The organism is Shewanella sp. M-Br (genome assembly GCF_036245925.1).
Classification (GTDB): Bacteria; Pseudomonadota; Gammaproteobacteria; order Enterobacterales; family Shewanellaceae; genus Shewanella; species Shewanella oncorhynchi.
This window is the reverse complement of record NZ_BJBV01000001.1, coordinates 366,949-389,614: the sequence shown is the minus strand read 5'-3', so window position 1 is coordinate 389,614 and position 22,666 is coordinate 366,949. Positions and strand designations below refer to the sequence as shown.

General features: G+C 45.3%; 17 protein-coding genes. 12 read left to right on the top strand and 5 right to left on the bottom strand.

From position 1 onward, the window contains the following. The first annotated feature begins 41 nt into the window (after positions 1 to 41). From AAA952_RS01550 to AAA952_RS01540, 3 genes are all read left to right on the top strand, one after another. A complete protein-coding gene (locus AAA952_RS01550) occupies positions 42 to 254 on the top strand; it encodes a hypothetical protein (RefSeq protein WP_105249796.1) in 213 nt (70 codons plus the stop codon). Positions 255 to 317: 63 nt separating this feature from the next. Further along, the gene (locus tag AAA952_RS01545; protein ID WP_338253912.1) at positions 318 to 2,051 is read left to right on the top strand and encodes a tetratricopeptide repeat-containing diguanylate cyclase; all 1,734 of its coding nucleotides are present in this window, start codon (positions 318 to 320) and stop codon (positions 2,049 to 2,051) included. 331 nt (positions 2,052 to 2,382) lie between these two features. Then, the gene (locus AAA952_RS01540) at positions 2,383 to 4,152 is read left to right on the top strand and encodes a monovalent cation:proton antiporter-2 (CPA2) family protein (RefSeq protein WP_105249794.1); all 1,770 of its coding nucleotides are present in this window, start codon (positions 2,383 to 2,385) and stop codon (positions 4,150 to 4,152) included. 92 nt (positions 4,153 to 4,244) lie between these two features. Here the strand turns inward: AAA952_RS01540 and AAA952_RS01535 are convergent, their stop codons facing one another. Next, a complete protein-coding gene (locus AAA952_RS01535; protein ID WP_338253787.1) occupies positions 4,245 to 6,710 on the bottom strand; it encodes a TonB-dependent receptor in 2,466 nt (821 codons plus the stop codon). An 860-nt stretch (positions 6,711 to 7,570) separates the two neighbouring features. Between AAA952_RS01535 and aceB the strand changes: the two genes are divergently transcribed. The 3 genes from aceB (at position 7,571) to AAA952_RS01520 (ending at position 11,584) form a co-directional block, all read left to right on the top strand. Next, positions 7,571 to 9,220 carry a malate synthase A gene (aceB, locus tag AAA952_RS01530; protein WP_338253784.1) on the top strand — a complete coding sequence of 550 codons (1,650 nt, stop codon included), beginning with the start codon at positions 7,571 to 7,573 and terminating at the stop codon, positions 9,218 to 9,220. A gap of 140 nt (positions 9,221 to 9,360) precedes the next feature. Continuing rightward, a complete protein-coding gene (gene aceA / locus AAA952_RS01525) occupies positions 9,361 to 10,686 on the top strand; it encodes an isocitrate lyase (RefSeq protein WP_198572101.1) in 1,326 nt (441 codons plus the stop codon). A gap of 529 nt (positions 10,687 to 11,215) precedes the next feature. Next, positions 11,216 to 11,584, top strand: a complete 369-nt coding sequence (locus AAA952_RS01520) for an acyl-CoA thioesterase (protein WP_006080843.1) — start codon at positions 11,216 to 11,218, stop codon at positions 11,582 to 11,584. Between the two features lie 80 nt (positions 11,585 to 11,664). On the opposite strand, the gene AAA952_RS01515 is transcribed toward AAA952_RS01520, so the two are convergent. From AAA952_RS01515 to yiaY, 3 genes are all read right to left on the bottom strand, one after another. Beyond that, positions 11,665 to 11,871, bottom strand: coding sequence for a hypothetical protein (locus AAA952_RS01515; RefSeq protein ID WP_028760719.1), 207 nt, complete (start codon positions 11,869 to 11,871; stop codon positions 11,665 to 11,667). Between the two features lie 288 nt (positions 11,872 to 12,159). Then, positions 12,160 to 12,525, bottom strand: coding sequence for a hypothetical protein (locus AAA952_RS01510; protein WP_028760718.1), 366 nt, complete (start codon positions 12,523 to 12,525; stop codon positions 12,160 to 12,162). A gap of 850 nt (positions 12,526 to 13,375) precedes the next feature. Further along, entirely contained in the window at positions 13,376 to 14,524 is a 1,149-nt protein-coding gene (gene yiaY, locus AAA952_RS01505) for an L-threonine dehydrogenase (protein ID WP_028760717.1), read from the bottom strand. Between the two features lie 600 nt (positions 14,525 to 15,124). Between yiaY and betI the strand changes: the two genes are divergently transcribed. The 6 genes from betI to AAA952_RS01475 all read left to right on the top strand — a co-directional run bounded on the left by betI (position 15,125) and on the right by AAA952_RS01475 (position 21,785). After that, entirely contained in the window at positions 15,125 to 15,736 is a 612-nt protein-coding gene (gene betI, locus AAA952_RS01500) for a transcriptional regulator BetI (protein WP_338253778.1), read from the top strand. After that, a complete protein-coding gene (gene betB / locus AAA952_RS01495) occupies positions 15,721 to 17,190 on the top strand; it encodes a betaine-aldehyde dehydrogenase (protein ID WP_338253776.1) in 1,470 nt (489 codons plus the stop codon). Before betI ends, betB begins: the two co-directional genes overlap by 16 nt. 9 nt (positions 17,191 to 17,199) lie before the next feature. Beyond that, the gene (gene betA / locus AAA952_RS01490) at positions 17,200 to 18,885 is read left to right on the top strand and encodes a choline dehydrogenase (RefSeq protein ID WP_338253774.1); all 1,686 of its coding nucleotides are present in this window, start codon (positions 17,200 to 17,202) and stop codon (positions 18,883 to 18,885) included. Positions 18,886 to 19,270: 385 nt separating this feature from the next. Further along, a complete protein-coding gene (locus AAA952_RS01485; RefSeq protein ID WP_338253773.1) occupies positions 19,271 to 20,488 on the top strand; it encodes a BCCT family transporter in 1,218 nt (405 codons plus the stop codon). A 14-nt stretch (positions 20,489 to 20,502) separates the two neighbouring features. Beyond that, entirely contained in the window at positions 20,503 to 21,207 is a 705-nt protein-coding gene (locus tag AAA952_RS01480) for a TorF family putative porin (RefSeq protein WP_338253771.1), read from the top strand. 101 nt (positions 21,208 to 21,308) lie between these two features. Next, the gene (locus AAA952_RS01475) at positions 21,309 to 21,785 is read left to right on the top strand and encodes a MarR family winged helix-turn-helix transcriptional regulator (protein ID WP_006080852.1); all 477 of its coding nucleotides are present in this window, start codon (positions 21,309 to 21,311) and stop codon (positions 21,783 to 21,785) included. Positions 21,786 to 21,872: 87 nt separating this feature from the next. Here AAA952_RS01475 and AAA952_RS01470 read toward each other — a convergent pair whose 3' ends face one another. Next, positions 21,873 to 22,502, bottom strand: coding sequence for a peptidylprolyl isomerase (locus tag AAA952_RS01470; protein ID WP_028760712.1), 630 nt, complete (start codon positions 22,500 to 22,502; stop codon positions 21,873 to 21,875). Between the last annotated feature and the right edge of the window lie 164 nt (positions 22,503 to 22,666).

The window sequence follows — 22,666 nt, the reverse complement described above, 5'->3', positions numbered from 1 at the left end:
CTGAGCTGAATTCGGGAGTCATCATATAAATAAGGAAAGGTATGTCTGCATTATCGGATTTTTTTACCCAGTTAGGTCAAGATGCACAACTGATGGAAGCGTATCAACAGGACCCGGAGGCCGTAATGCGCGCCCATGGGTTAACTGATGAAGAAATTAGCGCTGTAATGACAGGGGATATGACAAAACTAAAAGTTTTGAGTGGCGACCAAAATTATCAAACATTTGTTTTAGTCAATCATGGTAATAATTAACTCATCTTGAAACGGTTACGTTGTGCCCTATTAGCCATCTTCGCCTTGTGTTCGACAGCTTTGATGGCTAACTCTCTCTATTTTGATCAGGCACTCAATGAGCTTGATGTATTACTGCAATCTGATCTTAGTGCTGCGCAGAAAAAACTTGCCGAATATGAGAAAGAATTCAGTCGTTTAACTACAATACAACAAGGACGACTGAGGATAGATAGAGCGATAGGTTATTTTTTCACTGGTGAATACACTAAAGCGTTAGATGATCTACACCAAGCCGAAACCTTAGTGCCAAATACTGATTTATTGGCGTCAGTTTATAGTTACAAAGCCACGGTATATATAGGTCTGCGTGACTATGACAAAGCCTTGGCTGCAGTCGCTCAAGCATTAGCCCTAGTGGTGAATATTGATGATGTCACGATTAAACGGCACTCATATTTAAGAATTGCCAATATTTATTCCGAAATGGATGCTTATAGCGATATGGGCCTTTATGCCAATAAGGTGCTACAACTCGCAAAGGAAACCGATGTCCGCGATATTTGCCATGCCAAATTGTTGCGCGCTATTTATTTACTCGGCGTGAAAAATCCCGACGCCTTCGATGCCTTCGAAGATAGCCGTCAATACTGTGATGCGAAGCAATTCCCCCTTCTGGCGACTATGTCGATGAAAGGCAAAGCTATGGTTTTGCAGGAGCGGGGCGACTTTTTAGGCGCGAGAGCGATTCTGCTATTAGCCTTAAAAGGGTATGAAGCTTTTCAATTTCAGTTAGAAATTAGCCATGTACATGCACTACTTGCCGAGAATTACTTTGCCATGGGTGAGCAGGTTCAAGCGAAAAGTCACGCCGTTAAAGTGCTTTCATTCCCCGATGATAATAGTTACATCGAACATAAGCATATTGCATATAAGGTATTTGCCGAACTGATGGTGGCGGATAAACAATTTGAGCAAGCCTATGAATATACAAGAAAAGAACAATATTATAATCAATTGATTTTTGACCAATCTAGAATGAAAACCCTCGCTTATCAGGCGGCTAAGTTTAATGCTGATGAACAGGCGCGTGAAATCAATTTACTCAATAAAGAGCGTGAACTTTACATCGCTCAGCAAATGGTAAAAGAGCGGGAATACACCAATATGCTGATGTTTATCACTATTCTAGTGGGTGGGCTGTTCTTCCTTGGGATTTTGTTAGCCGTAGGTCAGATGCAGAAACGTAAGTTTATGCGTATGGCGAGAATGGATGCCTTAACAGGCATATTGAATCGTGGTGCAGGGCAAGAGTTGGGAGAAAACCTTTTTGTGCAAGCCATGGCTCGTAGCGGGGATTTCTGTGTCATTTTATTCGATTTAGATTTCTTCAAACGTATCAACGATTCTTTTGGTCATGGAACTGGCGATTGGGCGCTTAAAAAGGTGGTTGACTCCCTTAAATCCCATATCCGAAATGGTGATGTTTTTGCTCGTATCGGCGGTGAGGAGTTTGCAATTTTATTACCTTATGCCGATGAAGAGAAAGGCATGGAAGTGGCGGAGCAATGTCGAGCTCGTATCGAGGCCATTGATACCCAACATTCAGGGCATAAGTTCGTCATAACGGCAAGTTTTGGTGTGAGCGGTTTAATGGCTGATGATCTGAGTTTAGATCCATTATTTCACCGAGCCGACATGGCGCTCTATGCCGCTAAGGCCAATGGCCGCAACACCGTAGTACGCTATTCTGACATATTAAAATGTGACAAGCAGGCAACTGATTTACGGCCTCATATCGCATCGCCCTCTGTGTAATGCAAGTCGAGTGAGCATTTAGTCTCATCCAGAGTTGGCAAGCCCTTACTGGTTTTATCCTTCCTTAGTTTATTGCTCGTTTTTTATTTTGCAGCCACTCACTAAAATGCAATAACAGTCTAAGGTGTCTCTAAGCGCTCTTTTACTCTGCTTTGTTGCTCCAGTTGATTTCCCCCACGCTTAAGTGTTTTTCGTATCAAAAATTTCTCATTTTTAATGAATTGCCTTGACCTTGTTAATAAATAAATGGGATATCATAGCTGATAATTGCCTAGCTATTGCTGGGGCCTTACATAGAACAATGCGCATTCCTTTTTCCGTTGGAGCCTTCATGGAACAGTCGAGTTTACTCACGTCGGTGCTGCTATTTTTATTGGCGGCGGTTATTTTTGTTCCCTTGGGTAAACGTTTTGGCGCGGGCCCTATTCTTTCCTATTTGGCCGCAGGGATTATTTTAGGCCCAGGTGGCATGGCGTTGGTTTCTGATCCTGCAGCCGTGTTGCATTTTGCCGAGTTAGGTGTGGTACTTATGCTGTTTGTACTTGGACTCGAATTGAATCCAAGTAAATTATGGGAACTTCGCAGTGCTATCTTTGGTTTAGGCAGTGGTCAGCTGTTGTTGTCATGGGCTGCGATTGGAGGTTTGGCTTGGGGCTTTGGCTTGTCTATTGAGGCGGCTTTAGTGGTTGGCGCCGCGCTATCTTTATCATCGACAGCCTTTGCCGTGCAGTTAATGAGTGAGCATAGGTTGCTTACAACCCCACTTGGACGTGATGCTTTTGGTGTCTTGTTAATGCAAGATCTTGCGGTTATCCCTATGTTGCTGCTGACAGCATATTTGGCGCCCAATTCTGCTCAGATTGAACATCATGCGGTGCCTTGGTACTGGACGTGTCTTGCGCTCGTTGGTTTTGTGTTAGTGGGAAAATATTTACTGCCTAAATTCCTTAAACTAGTGGCAAGCAGTGGGGTGCGTGAAGTGCTCACCGCTTTTGCATTATTGCTGGTCATGGGTAGCGCTGAGTTAATGGAGTGGTTGGGACTTTCTGCGGGCATGGGGGCATTTTTGGCGGGTATTATGCTCGCTAACTCAAGTTATCGGCACCAGCTCGAAACTGACATAGAACCTTTTAAAGGCTTATTGCTTGGGCTGTTTTTTATGGCTGTAGGTATGAGTATGGATTTGAAATTATTGATATCTGATCCGTTACTTATTCTGGGTATTTTAATGGCTATGTTGCTGATTAAAACCTTTGTGCTTATGGTGTTGGGTCGCATTCGGCACCACAAATGGCGGCCTAGTATTGCACTAGGTTTGATCCTTGCTGAAGGGGGCGAATTTGCCTTTGTGCTTTTATCTCAGGCGCAGCTATCTGGTATTGTCGGCGATAAAATTGCGCAAGTCCTTGTGCTTGCTATTGGTTTGTCTATGGCAGTAACGCCTCTATTGTTTACTTTGTTCCGAGCAACTAAAGCCAAAGTGGTGGATACTCGTCTGCCAGATACGATTAATGTCACCGAATCTGAAGTGGTGATTGCTGGATTTGGTCGAGTAGGCCAGATCACGGGTCGTATTTTGGCCTCATCAGGTATCCCTTTTGTCGCCTTGGATAAGGATGCGAGTCATGTGGATGTTATTCGTAAATACGGTGGTGAAGTGTATTTTGGTGATGCCAGACGCTTAGACATGTTGATGTCGGCGGGGATTGCTCGGTCTAGATTACTATTGCTTGCCGTGGACAGTGTTGAGGATTCCATTGAAATTGCTCAGCAAGTGAAAACGCATTTTCCCCATATCAACATAGTCGCGCGGGCGAGGGACCGTAACCATGCTTATCGTTTGATGAGCCTTGGGGTGACGGATGTGTTTCGTGAGACCTTTGGTTCGGCGCTATCGGCCAGTGAGAAGATTCTCCAAGGTCTAGGTTTATCGCAGGTACAAGCCAATGAGCGGGTAAAAATCTTTGCTGAGCATGATAAGAAACTGGTGATTGCGAGTGCGGCCCATCAAAATGATTTAGCGACGTTAATCAATCTATCGAATAAGGGTAAGGCAGAGTTGGAATCCCTCATGCGTGGCGATAGGGAGAATGTGAGTTAATGTTGTCGCTCTGATTTGGATATAAAAAAGAGAGCATAAATGCTCTCTTTTTATTGGTTTAGAACATCAAATTTAACGCTGATGTTTAGGTGTTAAAAGCTATAGCTGTATTGCAGTTTGACGTTGCGTTCTTCACCCGGCATACCTCCGAGGAACATGGCTTTACTGTAATAGTCTTTATTGAAAAGGTTATTGATGTTCAGCTGGATTTTCCAAGAATCCGCGTTGTAGCTCACTGCCGAGTCAACGACGGTATAGCTAGGCACGTAACCGTCTGGAATACCAAATGAGCTTGAGTGCGTACTGCGATCATCGACAAATTTTGCACCAAGGCTCAGCTCGATTGGGCTTGATAATCTAAACCAATCCGCGCCATAGGTAATCCAAGCACTGGCAGTGACATAAGGCACACCTTTTTGACGGCTGTCGTAATTTGCGACGTCATTCGGGTTTTGCTTATCCCTTGCATCTTGGTACATGCCATTAAGGTTAACGCGCCATTGATCATTCAGGTGGGCATTGAGATCGAGTTCGACCCCCTGAGTATCTTCGCTGCCATCGTAAAAATACACGGGAATATTAGGGGTTAATATGCCATTGGTATAATCAGGGTTGTTATAGGCGACATTAGTACGCGAGCTTTTAAAGAATACCAGTGAGCCAAGTAATTGATCCTCAAATGCTTTAAAGCGCATGCCTAGATCATTGCTAATTGATTCTGAATCATCTCGGTCGGTAGCATTATCTTTTACTGCATCAAGTACACTGTAAGCGGTGCGTCCTTTAGAATGGTTGATGAAAAATGATAAATCCTCAATCGGCATGTAGGTTAACCCTAGGTTATAGGTCATACCGTTATCTGTGGTATCGGCTTCTGGTGTCGCTTGGGATTGGCTAGTGCTATAGCGTGGATCAACACCAAAGTGCTCATAGGCTTGTTTAATCTCATTAAAGGCAACACCAATACGCGTGGTAAAGCCGTATGGTAGATAACTGACATGTTGTAAACCTACGCCCCAAGCACTGACTTTTTTGTCATAGTTAGCAGTTTTGAGTGGGTCATAGTCCTCGAATTTACCTGTGCCCCAGTTAGGATTGCGGATGTCGTATATATAAGGCAGAGATCCTTGGTAAATGATTTTGCCATCTTTGTTTTTATAGATTTGATCGGCATCGAAGATAGAATATTGCTGGAAGCGAATATTACGGTCTTCGTAGTTGGCATTGACCAATAATTCATTGTCTATATTGCCAATTTGGAAGTCATAACGTAAATCGGCAAAGTACTGCCACGAAGTCTCGTCGGCATCCACTTTACGGTATTCCTGACGTCTTGCAGCAAAAGGATAAAGTACGCCGTTTTCAACTAAAGGCGATCTAGGCTCTTCGTTAATCACGTCGGTAGGTACGTTTTTAATCTTGATGTTACGCTTCCAATAGACATAGTTATAGGCACCAGTTTGGCGGGCGAAACCTGACGTATAGTCGCGATACTGCAATTGTTGATTGAGGAACAAATTGTCGCTGAAATAGATATTATGGGTCAGTTTAAATCTTAACTCTTCACCCTCATTGTCCTTCGCCATTGGCGAAATCAGCCCTGCATCACCAAACGAATAAGGGGTTAAGCCGTCAGCGCCAGATAAAGAGGCCGCTAACTGCTGACGCTGTGCATCGGTGAGTTGTAGACCATTACCGTTGGGATCATTAACCAGATCTTGCCACGTGACCTCGCCCGCGCTCTTACCGCCGACTGAATCGGCATTGTAAATTCGAATCGGGTGGCCAATAGAGTCAACGGCGATAGCATCTTTAATGTAAGCACCTGAAAGCATTACATCTTGGCTATCACTTAATACCCATTTTAAGGCGCTATAGATTTCGTCTCTGTCTGTACCTATATCGCGATAGCCATCACTGCGGCCGGATTTTGCCACTAAACGGTAGGCGACATCATCGCTCAGACCGCCCGTGCTATCCAGAGCAAGGGAGTAGGTATCCCATTGTCCAACTTCGGCGGTAAATTTGTTTTTTGACTCGAATTGCGGTTTTTTCTCAATTAAATTGATGACGCCACCAGCACTCCCCATGCCATAGAGTCCAGTCGCTGGGCCTTTTAATACTTCTACGGATTCAACGTTGGTTAAAGAGCGCGTGGGGTTGAAAGTGTTACCAAGGCCAGCACCGCCATACATACCGTCATAGGTGTAATTTGCGCCTAAACCACGGATGACTATGTTGTCACCGATGCCATAGTTATTACCCGCTTGAGTCACACCACTAATGTTACGGATCAAGTCTTGCACATTATCTGTACCTTGGGTTTCGATCAGTTCTTGGTCAACAATTACAACTGCAGCGGGTGTTTCCATGAGAGACATATCGGATTTAGTCGCCAGCCCTGAATTCTTCACTACTGAGTTTTGTCTGCCATAAACCGTGATGCGCTCAACGTTGGCTTCAGCATTTGCTGATACCGAGTTAGCTTCGGCGGATGCAGTTTGCGATAAAACGGAAAGGCAGGCGAGTGCAGTTAGTGACAAACGAAATGATTTCATTAATGGTTCCCCCAAATAAATAGGTCGCGAATAGTAATGATTTGCATTTAAGTTGGCAACATATGTTTCAGATGTCGTGGTTGAAATGTGCAGTGCTGCGAATAAGTGTTACGAAAAGGCATGTATTTGAGGAAGTAAGATATGGGTTCTCGCAGGAGAAAAGCTTCATAAAAAGTCGCGTCTAAGCTCCATCCCGCTGTAATGTCAAATTTGTTTCATTTTTTTTATAAAAAAGTGATTTATTTTTTGAGTTAACCATCACATCCCACCTTGTTGATCGGGAAACGCAACCTGGCACTTAGTTTGAATCGCACACGACACTTATTTCGTTTACGTAAACGTCAAAATGAAACGGTCGTTTTAATTTGCAGCAATAGCAACAGTCTTTATCATTATGATTTATATGATTTTATCTGACTTACCTCTAGGTTAGTTCAAAACATTGAGCATTTTCTACTTAGGTCTAATAGAGTAAAAATGCTGTATTTATAAACTTACTATTGGTTATTTAATTACGTAATTAATTACTTTGCGTATTGATTGGTAAAGTTGTCTGACAAGTTTCATTTAACTGCAATTGTCATATGTGATTAAAATGTTTAATTGAATATTTATCAGTTATTTGTCGTTAATTTTCTTGCTTGGTCAGACCAATTTTAGCATGGTTTTTACCTAGGTTAATGCATGTTTTTGTCAATCTTGGACTGTTGCAAATACAAACGTTTGTCGGTAAGTTTTAGTTCGAAACAAACATTTGATGGTTTTTTGGTGAGTTTATAAGCTGTGGTGATTGGGGATGCTACTGCTTTATATGTCAGCGTTAAGCCTGTGATAGTGGAGCCTCTTGGGAGGGCATCAAGATGACGGAACACACTTTGAGTGAACAGCAATTGAATTCAACACTGGGTAAAGCTACAGCAAACGCCACGCTGAATATTGTGGGGCGTGACATTCCAGGCCAAGAAGTCATTTTTACCGAAGGGGCTGTCGCCTTACTCGAATCCCTTTGTCGTGAGTTTGCCGACGAAGTACCTGCCTTACTCGCTAAACGTAAAGATAAACAAGCACGTATTGATAAAGGATCATTACCTGACTTTCTGCCTGAAACCCGCGCTATCCGTGATGGTGCATGGCAGATTCGCGGTATTCCCGATGACTTGCTTGATCGCCGCGTGGAAATCACAGGTCCCGTTGAACGTAAAATGGTGATTAACGCACTCAACGCCAACGCCAAAGTGTTTATGGCCGACTTTGAAGATTCCTTAGCACCGAGCTGGGAAAAAGTCGTCGAAGGTCAAATCAATCTACGTGATGCCGTGCGTGGTGATATTGAGTACACAGCACCAGACACTGGTAAGCACTATAAATTAGGGCCAAATCCTGCAGTGCTTATTTGCCGCGTTCGTGGTCTGCACCTTAAAGAGAAACACGTGCAGTTTAATGGCAAAGCGATTCCTGGCTCACTGTTTGATTTCGCACTGTATTTCTACCACAACTATCGCCAACTTTTGGCCAAGGGCAGTGGTCCATATTTTTATATTCCTAAGTTAGAAAGTCATATTGAAGCGCGCTGGTGGGCAAAAGTATTCGCTTTTGTTGAGGACAGATTCTGTCTGCAAGCGGGCACGATCAAATGTACTTGCTTGATTGAGACTTTGCCTGCCGTGTTCGAAATGGACGAAATTCTCTATGAACTACGTTCCAATATCGTCGCACTGAACTGTGGTCGTTGGGATTACATCTTCAGCTATATCAAAACATTAAAACGTCATATCGACCGAGTCTTACCGGATCGCCAAGCCGTCACTATGGATACGCCTTTCTTAAGCGCTTATTCAAGACTCTTGATTAAGACCTGCCACAAACGCGGTGCCTTAGCGATGGGCGGCATGGCAGCCTTTATTCCTGCTAAAGATCCTGCTCAGAACGAAGCGGTATTGCAGCGAGTTCGTCGAGATAAAGAGCTTGAGGCGCGTAACGGTCACGATGGCACTTGGGTCGCGCACCCTGGCCTTGCCGACACCGCTATGGGGATTTTCAACGAATACATAGGCCAAGATCACTGTAATCAATTACATATTACCCGTGATGTAGACGCGCCGATCCTTGCCAGCGAGTTACTTAAAACCTGCGACGGTGAGCGCACCGAACAGGGGATGCGTCTGAACATTCGTATCGCACTGCAGTATTTAGAGGCGTGGATCAGCGGCAACGGTTGCGTACCTATTTACGGCTTAATGGAAGATGCGGCTACGGCTGAGATCTCTAGAGCCTCAATTTGGCAATGGATCCAACACGGTAAGTCGCTGTCAAACGGCAAACTCGTGACCAAGCAACTCTTTAAAGACATGTTGGTTGAAGAGCTGTCGAACGTGAAAAAAGAAGTGGGTAGCGACAGATTCACCCATGGCAAATTCACCCAAGCAGCCGTGTTGCTTGAAGACATTACCACTTCCGACGAGCTGGTCGATTTCTTAACCTTACCCGGTTACGAAATGCTGACAGCTTAGAATGAACTCATTTGCTTGAACCGTTTTAGGTAAACCAGATTTAGCTGTGGCGGGGCTACCGCCAACCAAACAATTTAGCAGAGTGAAACTGGGGGGCAGTTTCATGATAGCTACAACATCAAAGAGAAAGGAGCGACACTATGACTAAGGCAACGACTCAGACTTCACGTCAAGAGCAGATTGATGCAATCAAGCGAGATTGGGCAGAAAACCCACGTTGGAAACACGTGCGTCGTCCTTATACCGCAGAAGAAGTGGTTGCGCTTCGCGGTTCAATCGTGCCTGAGAATACTATCGCTAAGCGCGGTGCTGCTAAGTTATGGGAATTGGTTAACGGTGGCGCTAAAAAAGGCTATGTGAATTCATTGGGTGCGTTAACGGGTGGTCAAGCGGTACAACAGGCGAAAGCGGGTATCGAAGCGATTTACCTTTCAGGTTGGCAAGTGGCAGCCGATGCTAACTTAGCCGGCACTATGTACCCAGATCAATCTTTATACCCAGCCAACTCTGTGCCCGCTGTGGTATCACGTATCAATAACTCTTTCCGTCGTGCTGATCAAATTCAGTGGGGCAATGGCGTTAATCCAGAAGATGAAAAATTTGTTGATTACTTTCTGCCAATCATTGCTGACGCAGAAGCGGGTTTTGGCGGCGTATTAAATGCCTTCGAACTGATGAAGTCGATGATCGACGCGGGCGCTGCCGGTGTTCACTTTGAAGATCAGTTAGCTTCAGTGAAAAAATGTGGCCACATGGGTGGCAAAGTATTAGTGCCAACCCAAGAAGCGGTACAAAAGCTGGTTGCTGCACGTTTAGCGGCGGATGTGAGCGGTGTCGATACACTGGTTATCGCACGTACCGATGCTAACGCGGCCGATTTGTTAACTTCAGATTGCGACCCATACGATCGTGATTTCGTGACTGGCGAGCGCACCAATGAAGGTTTCTACCGTGTTAAAGCTGGTCTTGACCAAGCGATTTCTCGTGGTCTGGCTTATGCTCCGTATGCGGATTTGATTTGGTGTGAAACCGCTAAACCGGATCTTGAAGAAGCGCGTATTTTTGCTGAAGCGATTCATGCTCAGTACCCAGATCAACTGCTTGCTTATAACTGTTCGCCTTCGTTCAACTGGAAGAAAAATCTGGACGACGCCACTATCGCGCGCTTCCAACAAGCATTGTCAGACATGGGCTACAAGTACCAGTTCATCACTTTAGCCGGCATCCACAACATGTGGTACAACATGTTCGACCTCGCTTACGACTATGCGCGCGGCGAAGGTATGAAGCATTATGTCGAGAAAGTTCAAGAAGTTGAGTTTGCTGCAGCGAAGAAAGGTTACACCTTTGTGGCGCATCAACAGGAAGTGGGCACAGGTTATTTCGACCAAGTGACTACGGTTATTCAAGGTGGCCATTCTTCAGTGACTGCACTGACTGGGTCTACCGAAGAAGAGCAGTTTTAAGCAGTAAGCAGCGCTTAGGATGATCCATTGTGATTGTGGATCACTCCTTAGCACGCCTTATGCTGATGTTTGTGGTGAGGCGTGGTTAAAAACTCGAAATAGAGGGCAAGGCGGACTGTGATGAGTTACTGAGCTTGCAGCTTAAATCTCGAGTGTGAAAGAGTGTTACCTGTAAACCTGTGTTTAGCTGCTTTGCAGCTGTTGTCCCCGTACAGTTCTCCTACATGTGCTGTGCGGGTTTTTAAGTCAAACCTTGTGACTTAACTTCCTACCCAGTAAGTTTTTGCTTGCCTTAGCTTGGCGACTCTATGAGTCGCTATTTTTTTGCTTATTGGTTCACTATTGTGCTGATTAATATGGTGCAACTCTGATACGACTTGGTGCAATAATCGGATTATTTTACAGCAGCTTATTGCTATCTCATTGTTATTTAATGGCTATCAATAGTGGCCTGAAAAATGCTCTGAATAATGTGGAAAGTTATAGCGTATTAAAGCTGATTATTGGCATTCACATTGAGGTCACCGCCATGAAATATTACAGTCGCCGTTTAGTTAAACCTGAACATTTAAATCCAGCAAATACCCTGTTTGGCGGTCAGTTGCTCAGTTGGATAGATGAGGAGGCCGCCATCTTTGCAGCCTGTCAGATGAAGAGCACGAGCCATGTGACTAAGCTGATTTCTGAAATCAACTTTATGACGCCAGCGCATCAAGGGGATGTGATTGAGTTTGGTCTGGAGCTCGTGAGTCTCGGCCACAGTTCTATTACCGTGAGCTGTCAAGTTCGTAATAAGATGACGCAGGCGCCAGTGGTGAGTATAGATAAGATGGTGTTTGTGCATGTGAATGCCCAAGGATTGCCTGTGCCCCATGGTATTCGGGCGAATGCGGCTTAAGGGGCGTGGCGCTTAAAATGCGTGATGCTTAAATGTATAAGATGCTTAAAATGAGCAGTGACGCCTAGGCGTCACTGTCATTAGTCTTTGGTTAAATCTTCTTTTACCGATTTGACCGCATCCCGTGAAGCATGACCTATGGCTTTTGTCGTGTCTCGAGTCGCGTGGCCTATCTCAGTGGTGACTTCTTTAGTCGTTGTGCCGATGGCACGGCCTGCGTCCTTTAAATCCGCACAGGCGGATGTAGCGAGTAATAAAGGAATAATAATGAGCGTCGCTTTATTCATTGTGATGCCAATCCTCAATTTAAGTTCGTAACTCAATTTACTGGGCCTTGCCATTTTTACTGTGCAAAATGACATTCGGGACAATATAACAGATCTGGAGCTGAATCACGCTATGGCGACATTATCTGCTGAGCCGCTGTTGCAATGCTTCTGTTCGAGTATCAACCGAGTGAGTGAAACTAAGAGCATTAAATGACGTCGTGGATTGAGTTATCGAACTCGACAAATAAAAACGCCAGTGGCGTTTTGCGCACTGGCGTCTAAGGTCGCTAAATAATACTGCAAAGATTATTCGAGTTTGGCTAAGCGTTGTTGATAGTCTTCAATCAGGTGCTGCATGATTTCTTCTGGCGCCGCATCGTCACAGCAATCGTCTAAAAAGATTTTAAAGGTGACTAAGGCATGGCCGTCATTTTTGAGTCTGTCACTCTGCATTGAGAAGTAAGCATCTTCATTTTCGGCTTTACGAACCACAAACTTATTCGTTTCGAAGGTTTTTTCCCCAGAAAGCTCGTGCCATTTAGTGATGCGATTTAACGCGATCTCACAGGACTGGTTCATTTCAATATGATTTAACCAAGTAACGGGATGTTCAGGATCTTTGTAATGTGGACATCTAACTGTGTAGTTATATACATGGGTGATTGCAGTCATAGCGTACCTACCTGTTCGAGGATATTGTTGCCATCATAGGCATCGTTTTTGAATTCGGTCAATCATTAATTAAGTCTATATAGCCTTGATGTTTTTTGACGGAGAAGGATAGTTACTGCATGAAAATTAACCATTTACTTAATCTGTCATGTCTCTATTTAGCATGAGTTTTATGCCAATAACTTTGTGCTAGATCTCAGTTTTGGGTGAAGTTTCGCTTTTGCTGAATTACTGATTAATAAAGCAACAACTTGGTCGTCAGTAAGTCTTATTGATAAAAAGAGCGAACAGCGGAGTAAATAGGTTAATTAGGCTTTGGTGGGCGCAATACGATTAAGTGGCAGCATAAGTTGTTGCAGAGGAAACGCAGAAGGCAGAATGGACAGAGGCCCATTCGTTAGAACGGGCCTCTCAGCTGGCTTCATCTTTTGCAGGGAAAAAGCGAACTGGGGCCATCTTATCGGATCTGTAACAGTCTGTAACCCACAGAGATCACGTTTTTTATATCATTTTGCTATGAATATTTTAGGTTCAGATCCTTTCTTCTTGAATATGCTGATTTGTGAGTGTTTTGTCAGTGCAAAGGTGCATAGACACTGAGTTTTATGTTGGTTTTTGTTACTCAATTTTTAAGATAGCAACTTACCTCACCATCTTGTTGATACAGGTGTAAAAAAGGCCCCAATAGTGCAGCAATAATCTGTGCACTATTGGAGCCTAAAACGAATTCATTGGAGGATGAAGTCGTGTTTACGCACTAGCAGGACAATAAGTCGTTATCCAGCAAGTTAGCGCACAATTGCAGTGCGATAACTTGCGATTGGTAAGGTATGGCGATTACTGCGCACAATTACAGCGCATTAGTGAAGATCTGACAGATCTCCGCATGGGTCGCTTGTTTTGGATTCGTGAATCCACAGGCATCTTTTAACGCGTTATCCGCAAGTGTTGGAATATCTTCCGCTTTCACGCCTAACAAGGTCAGATTTTCAGGGATCTTAACCGCAACAGACAGCTTTTTGATTGCCGCTATCGCCGCACTGGCACCTTGCTCATCTGTCATCGCAGACACATCCACACCCATAGCCTTGGCAATGTCTTTTAAGCGTGCAGGGACGACCTGGGCGTTATATTCCTGCACATGGGGCAGCAGCAGGGCGTTACACACGCCGTGGGGCAGATCGTAGAAACCGCCTAATTGGTGCGCCATCGCATGCACATAACCTAAGCTGGCATTGTTAAACGCCATACCTGCTAAGAACTGGGCATAGGCCATTTGTTCACGGGCGTTGATGTCTTGACCGTTTTCAACTGCGTTGACTAAGTTAGCTTGAATCAATTCCATGGCCTTGATCGCACAGGCGTCGGTGATCGGGTTAGCTGCAATAGACACATAGGCTTCAACCGCGTGAGTCAGTGCATCCATACCGGTTGCGGCAGTTAGGCTCGCAGGCTTTTTCAGCATGAGCTCAGGGTCGTTGACCGACAGCAAAGGCGTGGTGTGTTTATCGACAATCGCCATTTTAATGTGTCGGGCTTCGTCGGTAATGATACAGAAGCGCGTCATTTCACTGGCTGTGCCTGCCGTTGTATTAATGGCCACTAACGGCAACTGAGGTTTTGCGGATTGATCTAACCCTTCGTAATCCTTAATGCTGCCGCCATTGGTGGCAACAAGGGCGATACCCTTGGCGCAATCATGGGGTGATCCGCCGCCGAGTGAAATCACAAAGTCACACTTGTTGGCTTTTAACAGGGCTAAACCCGCTTCGACGTTCGTCACGGTTGGGTTAGGTTGTACGCCATCATAGATGGTGGAGGTAATGCCATTTTGACCGAGTTTTTCGGCCACTTCACCCACTAAGCCAATCTTGACTAAGGGTTTATCTGTCACTATGAGTGCGTGTTTAAAGCCTAAGGTTTTGATGTCACCGATAGCATCATCCACTGCGCCTTGGCCTAATACGTTGACAGAAGGAATAAAAAATTTAGCAGCCATAAAATCCACCTATTTGCTTGTAAAGATTAAGTTGTGTTCTTTTCTGGTGATCAAGCTACCAATTTGGAGGTAGTGAAAGTGTGAGCTTGATCGAGTTCGGCGCTTATCTGAGGGTAATTTCCCACTAAAGTTGGAACTGGGTAACTAAATTTCGGACTTTTATGACGGGTATTAGTGTTGGCGTACGATATGGTTTTTTAGCGTTGTTAGCGCCCCTGGTGATGCATCATTTCTGTGCATTTTTCGTTTACTTTTTATCCCACTTTCTTATCCAGAGTTTGACGGCTCAATTGTTAAATCTAACAGAGGTTAAACCTCATGAATACTCTCATTTGTAGCATTAACTCCAATTAATTAGTTTGATATCTAATATTAATTTATGCGTGCTGCTGTGGTTGTGGTAGGGCCGTAAGTCAAAGAAATCTATACATTTAACTTGTTTTTACACATTAATTCTTTTTTACATAACTAACTTGTGAGCTTTGTCACTGTGCTATTTTAGGTTGATAGTTACATCACTAATCATTATCATGATTGTTAATTGAACGTTCAATTAACGTCGTTCAGAGTATTGAGAGAGTGGTTATTCCTTGAGTATTTATGCCTAAAGCCGCAATGAAATTGATACGCAGACAGCAGCTTATCGATGCGACATTAGCATCGGTTGCCTTGCATGGATTGCAGCACACGACCATCAACAGCATTAGTCAGTTGGCGGGGATGTCGTCGGGGATCATCAGTCATTATTTCAGTGGTAAGCAGGGCTTGATCCAAGCGACGCTGCGCCACTTGCTCGAACAGTTAAAGCAAGCGTTGCTCAATCGAATCCAAGGACAAGTGTTGGCGCCAACAGAGCGCTTAATGATGATAGTTGAAGCGAATTTTACCGAGTTACAGCGCTCACGAAATGTCACTCACACTTGGCTGAGTTTTTGGGCACAGGCCGTCCACGATCCCCAGTTAGCCCGTTTGCAGAATATCAATAGTCGCCGCTTATACAGCAACTTACATTTTTCCTTTCGGCACGTGTTGCCCCAAGAGTTTGCCCTGATGGCTGCTAAGCAAACGGCGGCGATGATCGATGGATTTTGGTTACGCAGCGCCTTAAGTGAAACCCCTGAGCAGGATTTTGTTCAGGCCGAAAAATTATGCAAAACCTTTATCCATAACGTGATAAAGCAGCATGGAGTTAATACATGTCAGTATCAGTAGAAGTTCAGTACAACTTTATTGCGGGTCAGTTGCTCGCTAACGACAGCGGCGAAACCTTCGACGTCGTCAATCCTGCCACCGGGCAATTGGCGTACCGAGTGCAAGTGGCCGATGAAAAAATTCAGCAAGCGGCCATCGAGAGCGCCAAAAAAGGCTTTGTGATTTGGTCTGCCATGAGTGCCACTGAACGCAGCCGTATTCTGTTAAACGCGGTCGCATTATTGCGCGCTCGTAATGATGAACTCGCGGCAATCGAAGTGTGCGACACCGGTAAACCTTGGCAAGAAGCCTCAGTGGTTGATGTGGTCACAGGCGCAGATGCTATCGAATTTTTCGCCCATATTGCCCCAGGGCTTGAAGGCGCGCAGCAGCAAGTCGGTGGGGATTTTTATTACACCCGCCGCGAGCCTTTAGGCATTTGTGCTGGCATTGGCGCGTGGAATTACCCATTACAAATCGCCTGTTGGAAGGCCGCACCTGCCTTAGCTAGCGGCAATGTGATGATTTTTAAACCTTCGGAAGAAACGCCGCTTGGCGCACTGAAATTAGCGCAACTCTTAAGTGAGGCGGGTTTGCCCGATGGTGTATTTAACGTCGTCATGGGCGATGGCAAGGTTGGCGCTTGGTTAACGGGACATCCGGATATTGCCAAAGTGTCCTTCACGGGCGAAGTCGGTACCGGTAAAAAAGTCATGGCCGCGGCGGCAAGTTCATTAAAAGACGTCACTATGGAACTCGGTGGTAAATCACCGCTTATCGTATTTGACGATGCCGATATCGATAATGCCGTTTCAGGTGCCATGCTCGGTAACTTCTATACCCAAGGTGAAGTCTGTACTAATGGGACGCGAGTGTTTGTTCATGAGTCGGTTTATTCACGCTTTATCGAAAAACTGCTCGCCCGTACCCAAGCCAACATTGTGGTGGGCGATCCTATGGCGCCAGAGACTAACTTTGGCGCCTTGATCTCCAAAGATCACCAGCAAAAAGTACTCGATTATATTCAGCAAGGTATCGACGATGGCGCAACTCTGCTCACCGGTGGCACAGCGTTAACACCTGAAAATGCTCCCAATGGTTACTTTGTCGCCCCAACGATTTTCACCCATTGCACCGACGAGATGCGCATCTGTAAAGAGGAAATCTTTGGCCCTGTAATGTCCGTGCTTACCTTTAAAGATGAAGCGGAAGTGATTGCTCGGGCAAATAATACCGCCATGGGCTTAGCCGCTGGGGTGTTCACCCAAGATATCAGCCGTGCTCATAGGGTCATTCATCAGTTACAGGCGGGTATTTGCTGGATTAATGCCTATGGCGCCTCGCCAGCCGAAATGCCAGTAGGTGGGTATAAGTTGTCGGGTATTGGCCGTGAAAACGGTAGCGAGACACTCAAGCATTACACCCAAGTTAAAGCCGTTTATGTGGGTCTGCAGCCCTTAGAAAGCCCATTTTAAGGAGGCATTTTGACTCAGTCATTAGAGCAAAAATATTATAACTACATCATAGTTGGTGCAGGAACAGCGGGTTGTGTGCTCGCCAATCGCTTGTCAAAGGATCCTAAAAACGAAGTGCTGTTATTAGAAACCGGTGGCAGCGATAAGAGCATCTTTATTCAGATGCCGACGGCGTTATCGATTCCGATGAACAGCCCTAAATATGCTTGGCAGTTTGAGACGCAGCCTGAGCCGCATTTAGATAATCGCAAGATGCATTGTCCTCGGGGCAAAGTGCTTGGCGGTTCATCGTCGATCAACGGCATGGTGTATGTCCGTGGTCATGCCAGGGACTTTGATGAGTGGCAGGCGCAAGGGGCGACCAACTGGGATTACAGCCATTGCTTGCCGTATTTTAAAAAGGCAGAAACCTGGGCCTTTGGTGGCGATGAGTATCGCGGCGAGTCTGGGCCGTTAGGCGTGAATAACGGCAACCAGATGCAAAATCCCTTATACCAAGCCTTTGTGGATGCGGGCATTGCGGCGGGGTATTTATCGACCGTCGATTATAATGCGGCGCAGCAAGAAGGTTTTGGCCCTATGCATATGACGGTCAAAAAAGGCGTACGCTGGTCAACCGCCAATGCCTATTTACGCCCAGCGATGGCTAGACGTAACCTCACGGTTGTGACCCACGCTTTAGTGCATAAAGTGTTATTGGAAGGACAAACGGCTGTTGGCGTTCGCATTGAACACAAAGGTAAAGTTGAAGATATTCGTTGTAACAAAGACGTGATTTTAGCTGCTGGCTCAATAGGTTCGCCGCATTTACTGCAATTATCAGGCATTGGCGATCCCCAAGTATTGGCCGATGCAGGGGTCGAGTTACAACATGAGTTGCCCGGTGTTGGTCAGAATTTACAGGATCATTTAGAGTTTTATTTCCAATTCAAATGCCTTAAACCGATTTCACTCAATGGCAAGTTAGATCCTTTCAGCAAGTTCTTAATCGGTGCTCGGTGGATTTTAGATAGATCCGGTTTAGGGGCCACGAATCACTTCGAGTCCTGTGGTTTTATTCGCTCAAAAGCGGGTCTGGAATGGCCAGATTTACAGTACCACTTTTTACCTGCGGCTATGCGTTACGATGGCAAAGAAGCCTTTGCGGGTCATGGGTTTCAGGTACATGTGGGCCATAACAAGCCTAAGAGTCGTGGTGCCGTGACCTTAGTGTCGGCAGATCCTAAAGCGCCGCCCAGAATTCAGTTCAATTATTTACAGCATCCCGATGATATTGAAGGCTTTAGGGCCTGCGTGCGCTTAACCCGTGAGATCATCAATCAAGTACCATTCGATGAGTATCGCGGTGAGGAAATTCAACCCGGCATACAAGTGCAAACCGATGCGCAAATCGATGCCTTTGTGCGTCAATCGGTTGAGAGTGCTTATCATCCTTCTTGCTCGTGTAAGATGGGCACGGATGCGATGGCGGTGGTGGATCCTGAAACCCGCGTGCACGGATTGCAGAATTTACGGGTAGTGGATTCTTCTATTTTCCCGACTATCCCGAACGGCAATTTGAACGCGCCGACCATAATGTTGGCCGAGCGCGCCGCGGATATGATTTTAGAGGCTGAGATGTTAGTGCCTGCAGATTCCGCCGTTGTGGTTGCCGACGCTTGGCAAACCACACAAAGAAGCACTGCTACACGTTAACGGCGCAAGTTAACGCCATAAGTTAACAACACTACTGCTTGGTCCGTCGTATCGACGGACTGGCGGCTTCAATTTTGAAGTGACTCATTAATTGATGACTCAAAACTCATTAATTGATTACTCAAAAGGGTCATGATTCATTTTATCTAAAGGGTCGGTCAGCCCGCAGTGAGTGTGCAAATGACCGCTTTCACGACTGATCATCTATCAGGGTTTAACTATCGCGGAGTGTTTTTAAGTAACGATATTTAAGGCTTGAGGGCAGAACGCTGCCTTTAAAAATGGATCAGTTTTTATTATTAAATAAAAACATGGAGTTACATTTTATGGATTTATATCCAGATGCCGACTTACACCCAGTATCGACTGGGACTGAGTGCTCATTATGACTTGGTTATTATCCGCAGGGATACTGTTCACTTTTACCGCGATTGCGTTTGTGATTTATCGCTGGGGCAATATTCGCTGTATCGGCGTGACGCCTGTGCGTACTTTTACCTTTATCGCGATTCTGTTTACCTCAGGACTTGATGTCGGCTTGATCATGTTTCCGCTCACCGAGTTTGCGGGTTACGCCAATGTGGCGGCGAGTCCTGAATACGGCTTTAGTAATCCGCTGGCGATTGAGTTTGGCTTCTGGGCCTTCTTGATTTGGAGCTTCTACTTTTTAACCTGTTTTTATTTTTGTGTCATCGAGCCTAGGGTGAGATTCTTCGATATTCCTTGGGTTAAGTTCATCAATAATATCGTGATTATTGGTACCTGTGCCTTTACCGCCTATTTGTTATTAAGCAATTTGCCCTGGTACTTACCCGAATTAGGTGATGGCGAAACCATAGTCGGTAGCTTTTATTTAATCGTATTTATGGTGATTGCCGCGGCGGTATATTCCAGCACTAGCATACGTTATGTGCGTATTTTGAGCTTAGCCAGCACTTGGTTATTTTTAGGCTTGATTGCCATGATGTGGGCCAATGCATTTTTATCGGCTGACTCGAGTGTCGGTGAGTTTTTTACGACCTTTGCCATGTTGGGCGACTACTTCGGCAATATTCAACATTTTGTGTTACCCATCAATGACTACCATGAGTTTTATCTGTTCTGGTGGTTTGCATGGAGCATTATGATAGGCCAATTTACCTCGCGCTTTGTTGGCGGGATGAAAACCTATCAAGTGCTGTTGGCCATGATGGTGTTTCCGTCTATCCCCATCGCGATTTGGTTCACCGTACTTTATTACTACAGCGCCAATGGCTTAGATACTTCGGGCTTCTATAATCTGGCGATGGTGATCGTGGGAATTACCTTTGTAATCAATTCCCTCGACTCATTGGTGCGCCTCTATACCGATAATCTTAATTTGACCATTGAGCGGTTAGGCAAGTTTAAATATGTCAGTTTTAACTTAGTCTTGCTCTGCAGTCTGACATTACTCTTTCAATTAGACTTTCTTCAAATTCAATGGATTGGTGCAATCGCACTGGGCCTGATCTTTAGCTGTTTTGGTTACATCATGATGACGCAATTGCAAACTGTTCGTGCCATTGAGCGCTCGCCAAAAGAGAACAAAATCGACTTTACTAAAATTGAGCTAGCCAACTAATGGAAAAATTAATAATGAAATCAAAATGTTTTTATCTTGTCGCCGGCGGATTATTATTGATGTCGACTGCGGCGAATGCCGGATTATCGGCCACTGTGACGGCGACGTCGGATTACACTTTTAACGGTGTCAGCCAAACGGACAACGGCCCAGCACTGCAAGGCAGTCTGGATTACGGTTTTGATTCGGGATGGTATGTGGGCGGCTTTACCTCGAACGTCGACTTTGGTGGCAGCGATGACACTTGGTTGGAGCTCGATGCCTATGCGGGTAAATACTATCAGTTGAATAAACAATTGAGTCTCGATGTCGGGTTGGCCTATTACACCTACCACGGCGATTCCTTCTCTGATGAGTACAACTATCCTGAGCTGTATAGCAAGCTAGGTTACGACACTTCCCTTGGCCACTCTGAAGCTAAGTTAACCTACACATGGGACTACTTTGGTTTTGGCGGCGGACATTACACTATGTTGCTCGGCCATACGATTAGCGTTGCCGAAGGCCATGATATTCGCTTCAGTGTTGACCGCTCGACGTCACTCGATGAAGACAAATGGTCATGGGATGGTGGCAAATCTTTTAATCATTTCCGTATCGCCTATCTGACCAGCTGGAGTGGCTTTGATTTTAGCCTTGCCGCTGAAGATACCAGCATGAACTTAGATACCAGTGACGAGCGTCTCGTGTTGTCGGTATCGCGTCAATTCATGTTGTAACATCAGGGATTTTGCCGTAAAAGCGCCTCCCGTGGGTGAGTTCAGTCGCGCTTTCTGGTAAGGTGCACTCGTTGCTTAGAATGGGGAGAATGAAAAGAACGATGGAAAAGTACGAACAATTGCTTATTTCGCTGCGCCGAGTGATACGCGCTATCGACATTCATTCTCGCCAGCTGAACAAACACTCAGGTTTAACTGGGCCGCAATTGATGGTGATGCAGAAAATCGCCCAATTGGATGCGCCATTGGCTAAAACCGTGGCGGAAGAAATTACGCTCAGCCCTGCGACTGTAACGACCATTATCGATCGACTCGAGGGCCGTGGTTTAGTGATCCGTCTGCGCAGTGAGACTGACAAACGTAAGGTGCATTTATACCTTAGCGATGCGGGACGAGCGCTGTTACAGGACTCTCCTAAACCGTTACAGGATCATTTTATTAAGCGTTATCAGAATCTTGAAGAATGGGAGCAGAGCCAATTGCTCTCAGCCGTTGAGCGTATTGCGACTATGATGGACGCCGATAAAATTGATGCGGCGCCTATGCTCTTGGTGGGGAAGATCCAAGGGGATGAGTAAGTTTCGTTTTTTCAACGACTAAAGTTATAAGATAAAAAAGCACTGAATTCTCAGTGCTTTTTTGCTTTTAGCCGATTAAGCGTTAGATCAGACAGCAGGGCAGCTTGTTTCTGTTACTGAATTGATGAGGATCTCTTGTACTGGTGTGTCTTGGAAGCCTTCGATATTTTTTGTTGGGACTATGCTGATTTGATCTGCCACCTCTATGCCGTCAACCACTTTGCCAAACACGGCATAACCATAACTACTCGCTGACGCGTCTAGATGTGGATTATCTAATACATTGATAAAGAACTGAGAGGCAGCGGTATCAGGTGCATTTGCTCTTGCCATCGCAATAGTGCCACGTTTGTTGCTAATACCGACTGCGGCTTCATTCTTGATTGAGGCACTGGTCGGTTTGCTTTTGAGACCAGTGGTAAAACCGCCGCCTTGGATCATAAAGTTATTGATGGTTCTATGGAATAAGGTGCCGTTATAGAAAGACTTATCAACATACTGCTTAAAGTTTTTACCTGTGATTGGCATGTTAGTTAAGTCAATGGCAAGTGTGATATCGCCTTTCGTCGTTTTCATTAAATAACACACATCCGCAGCTAAGGCTGGCGGAGTGGGATCGGGCGTCGGTGGCGTCGGCGTTAAATCACCATCTGTACTTCCTTCACAACCCGTCAAGGCAATGCAGCCGACAAATAGTAATCCTGATAACTTCTTCATTTCATATCCTTATTCTCAATCATCATTGGGGTGTTTTTGCTTTAGCATTCCATGGGAGCGAGCCACTGGCGTATATGCGAGGGCATATCAGGTTCCATGAATTTAATGTTGTTATTATGTTTCTATGCTGTAGCGAGACGAGATGTTGACAGAGGAGAGATAGG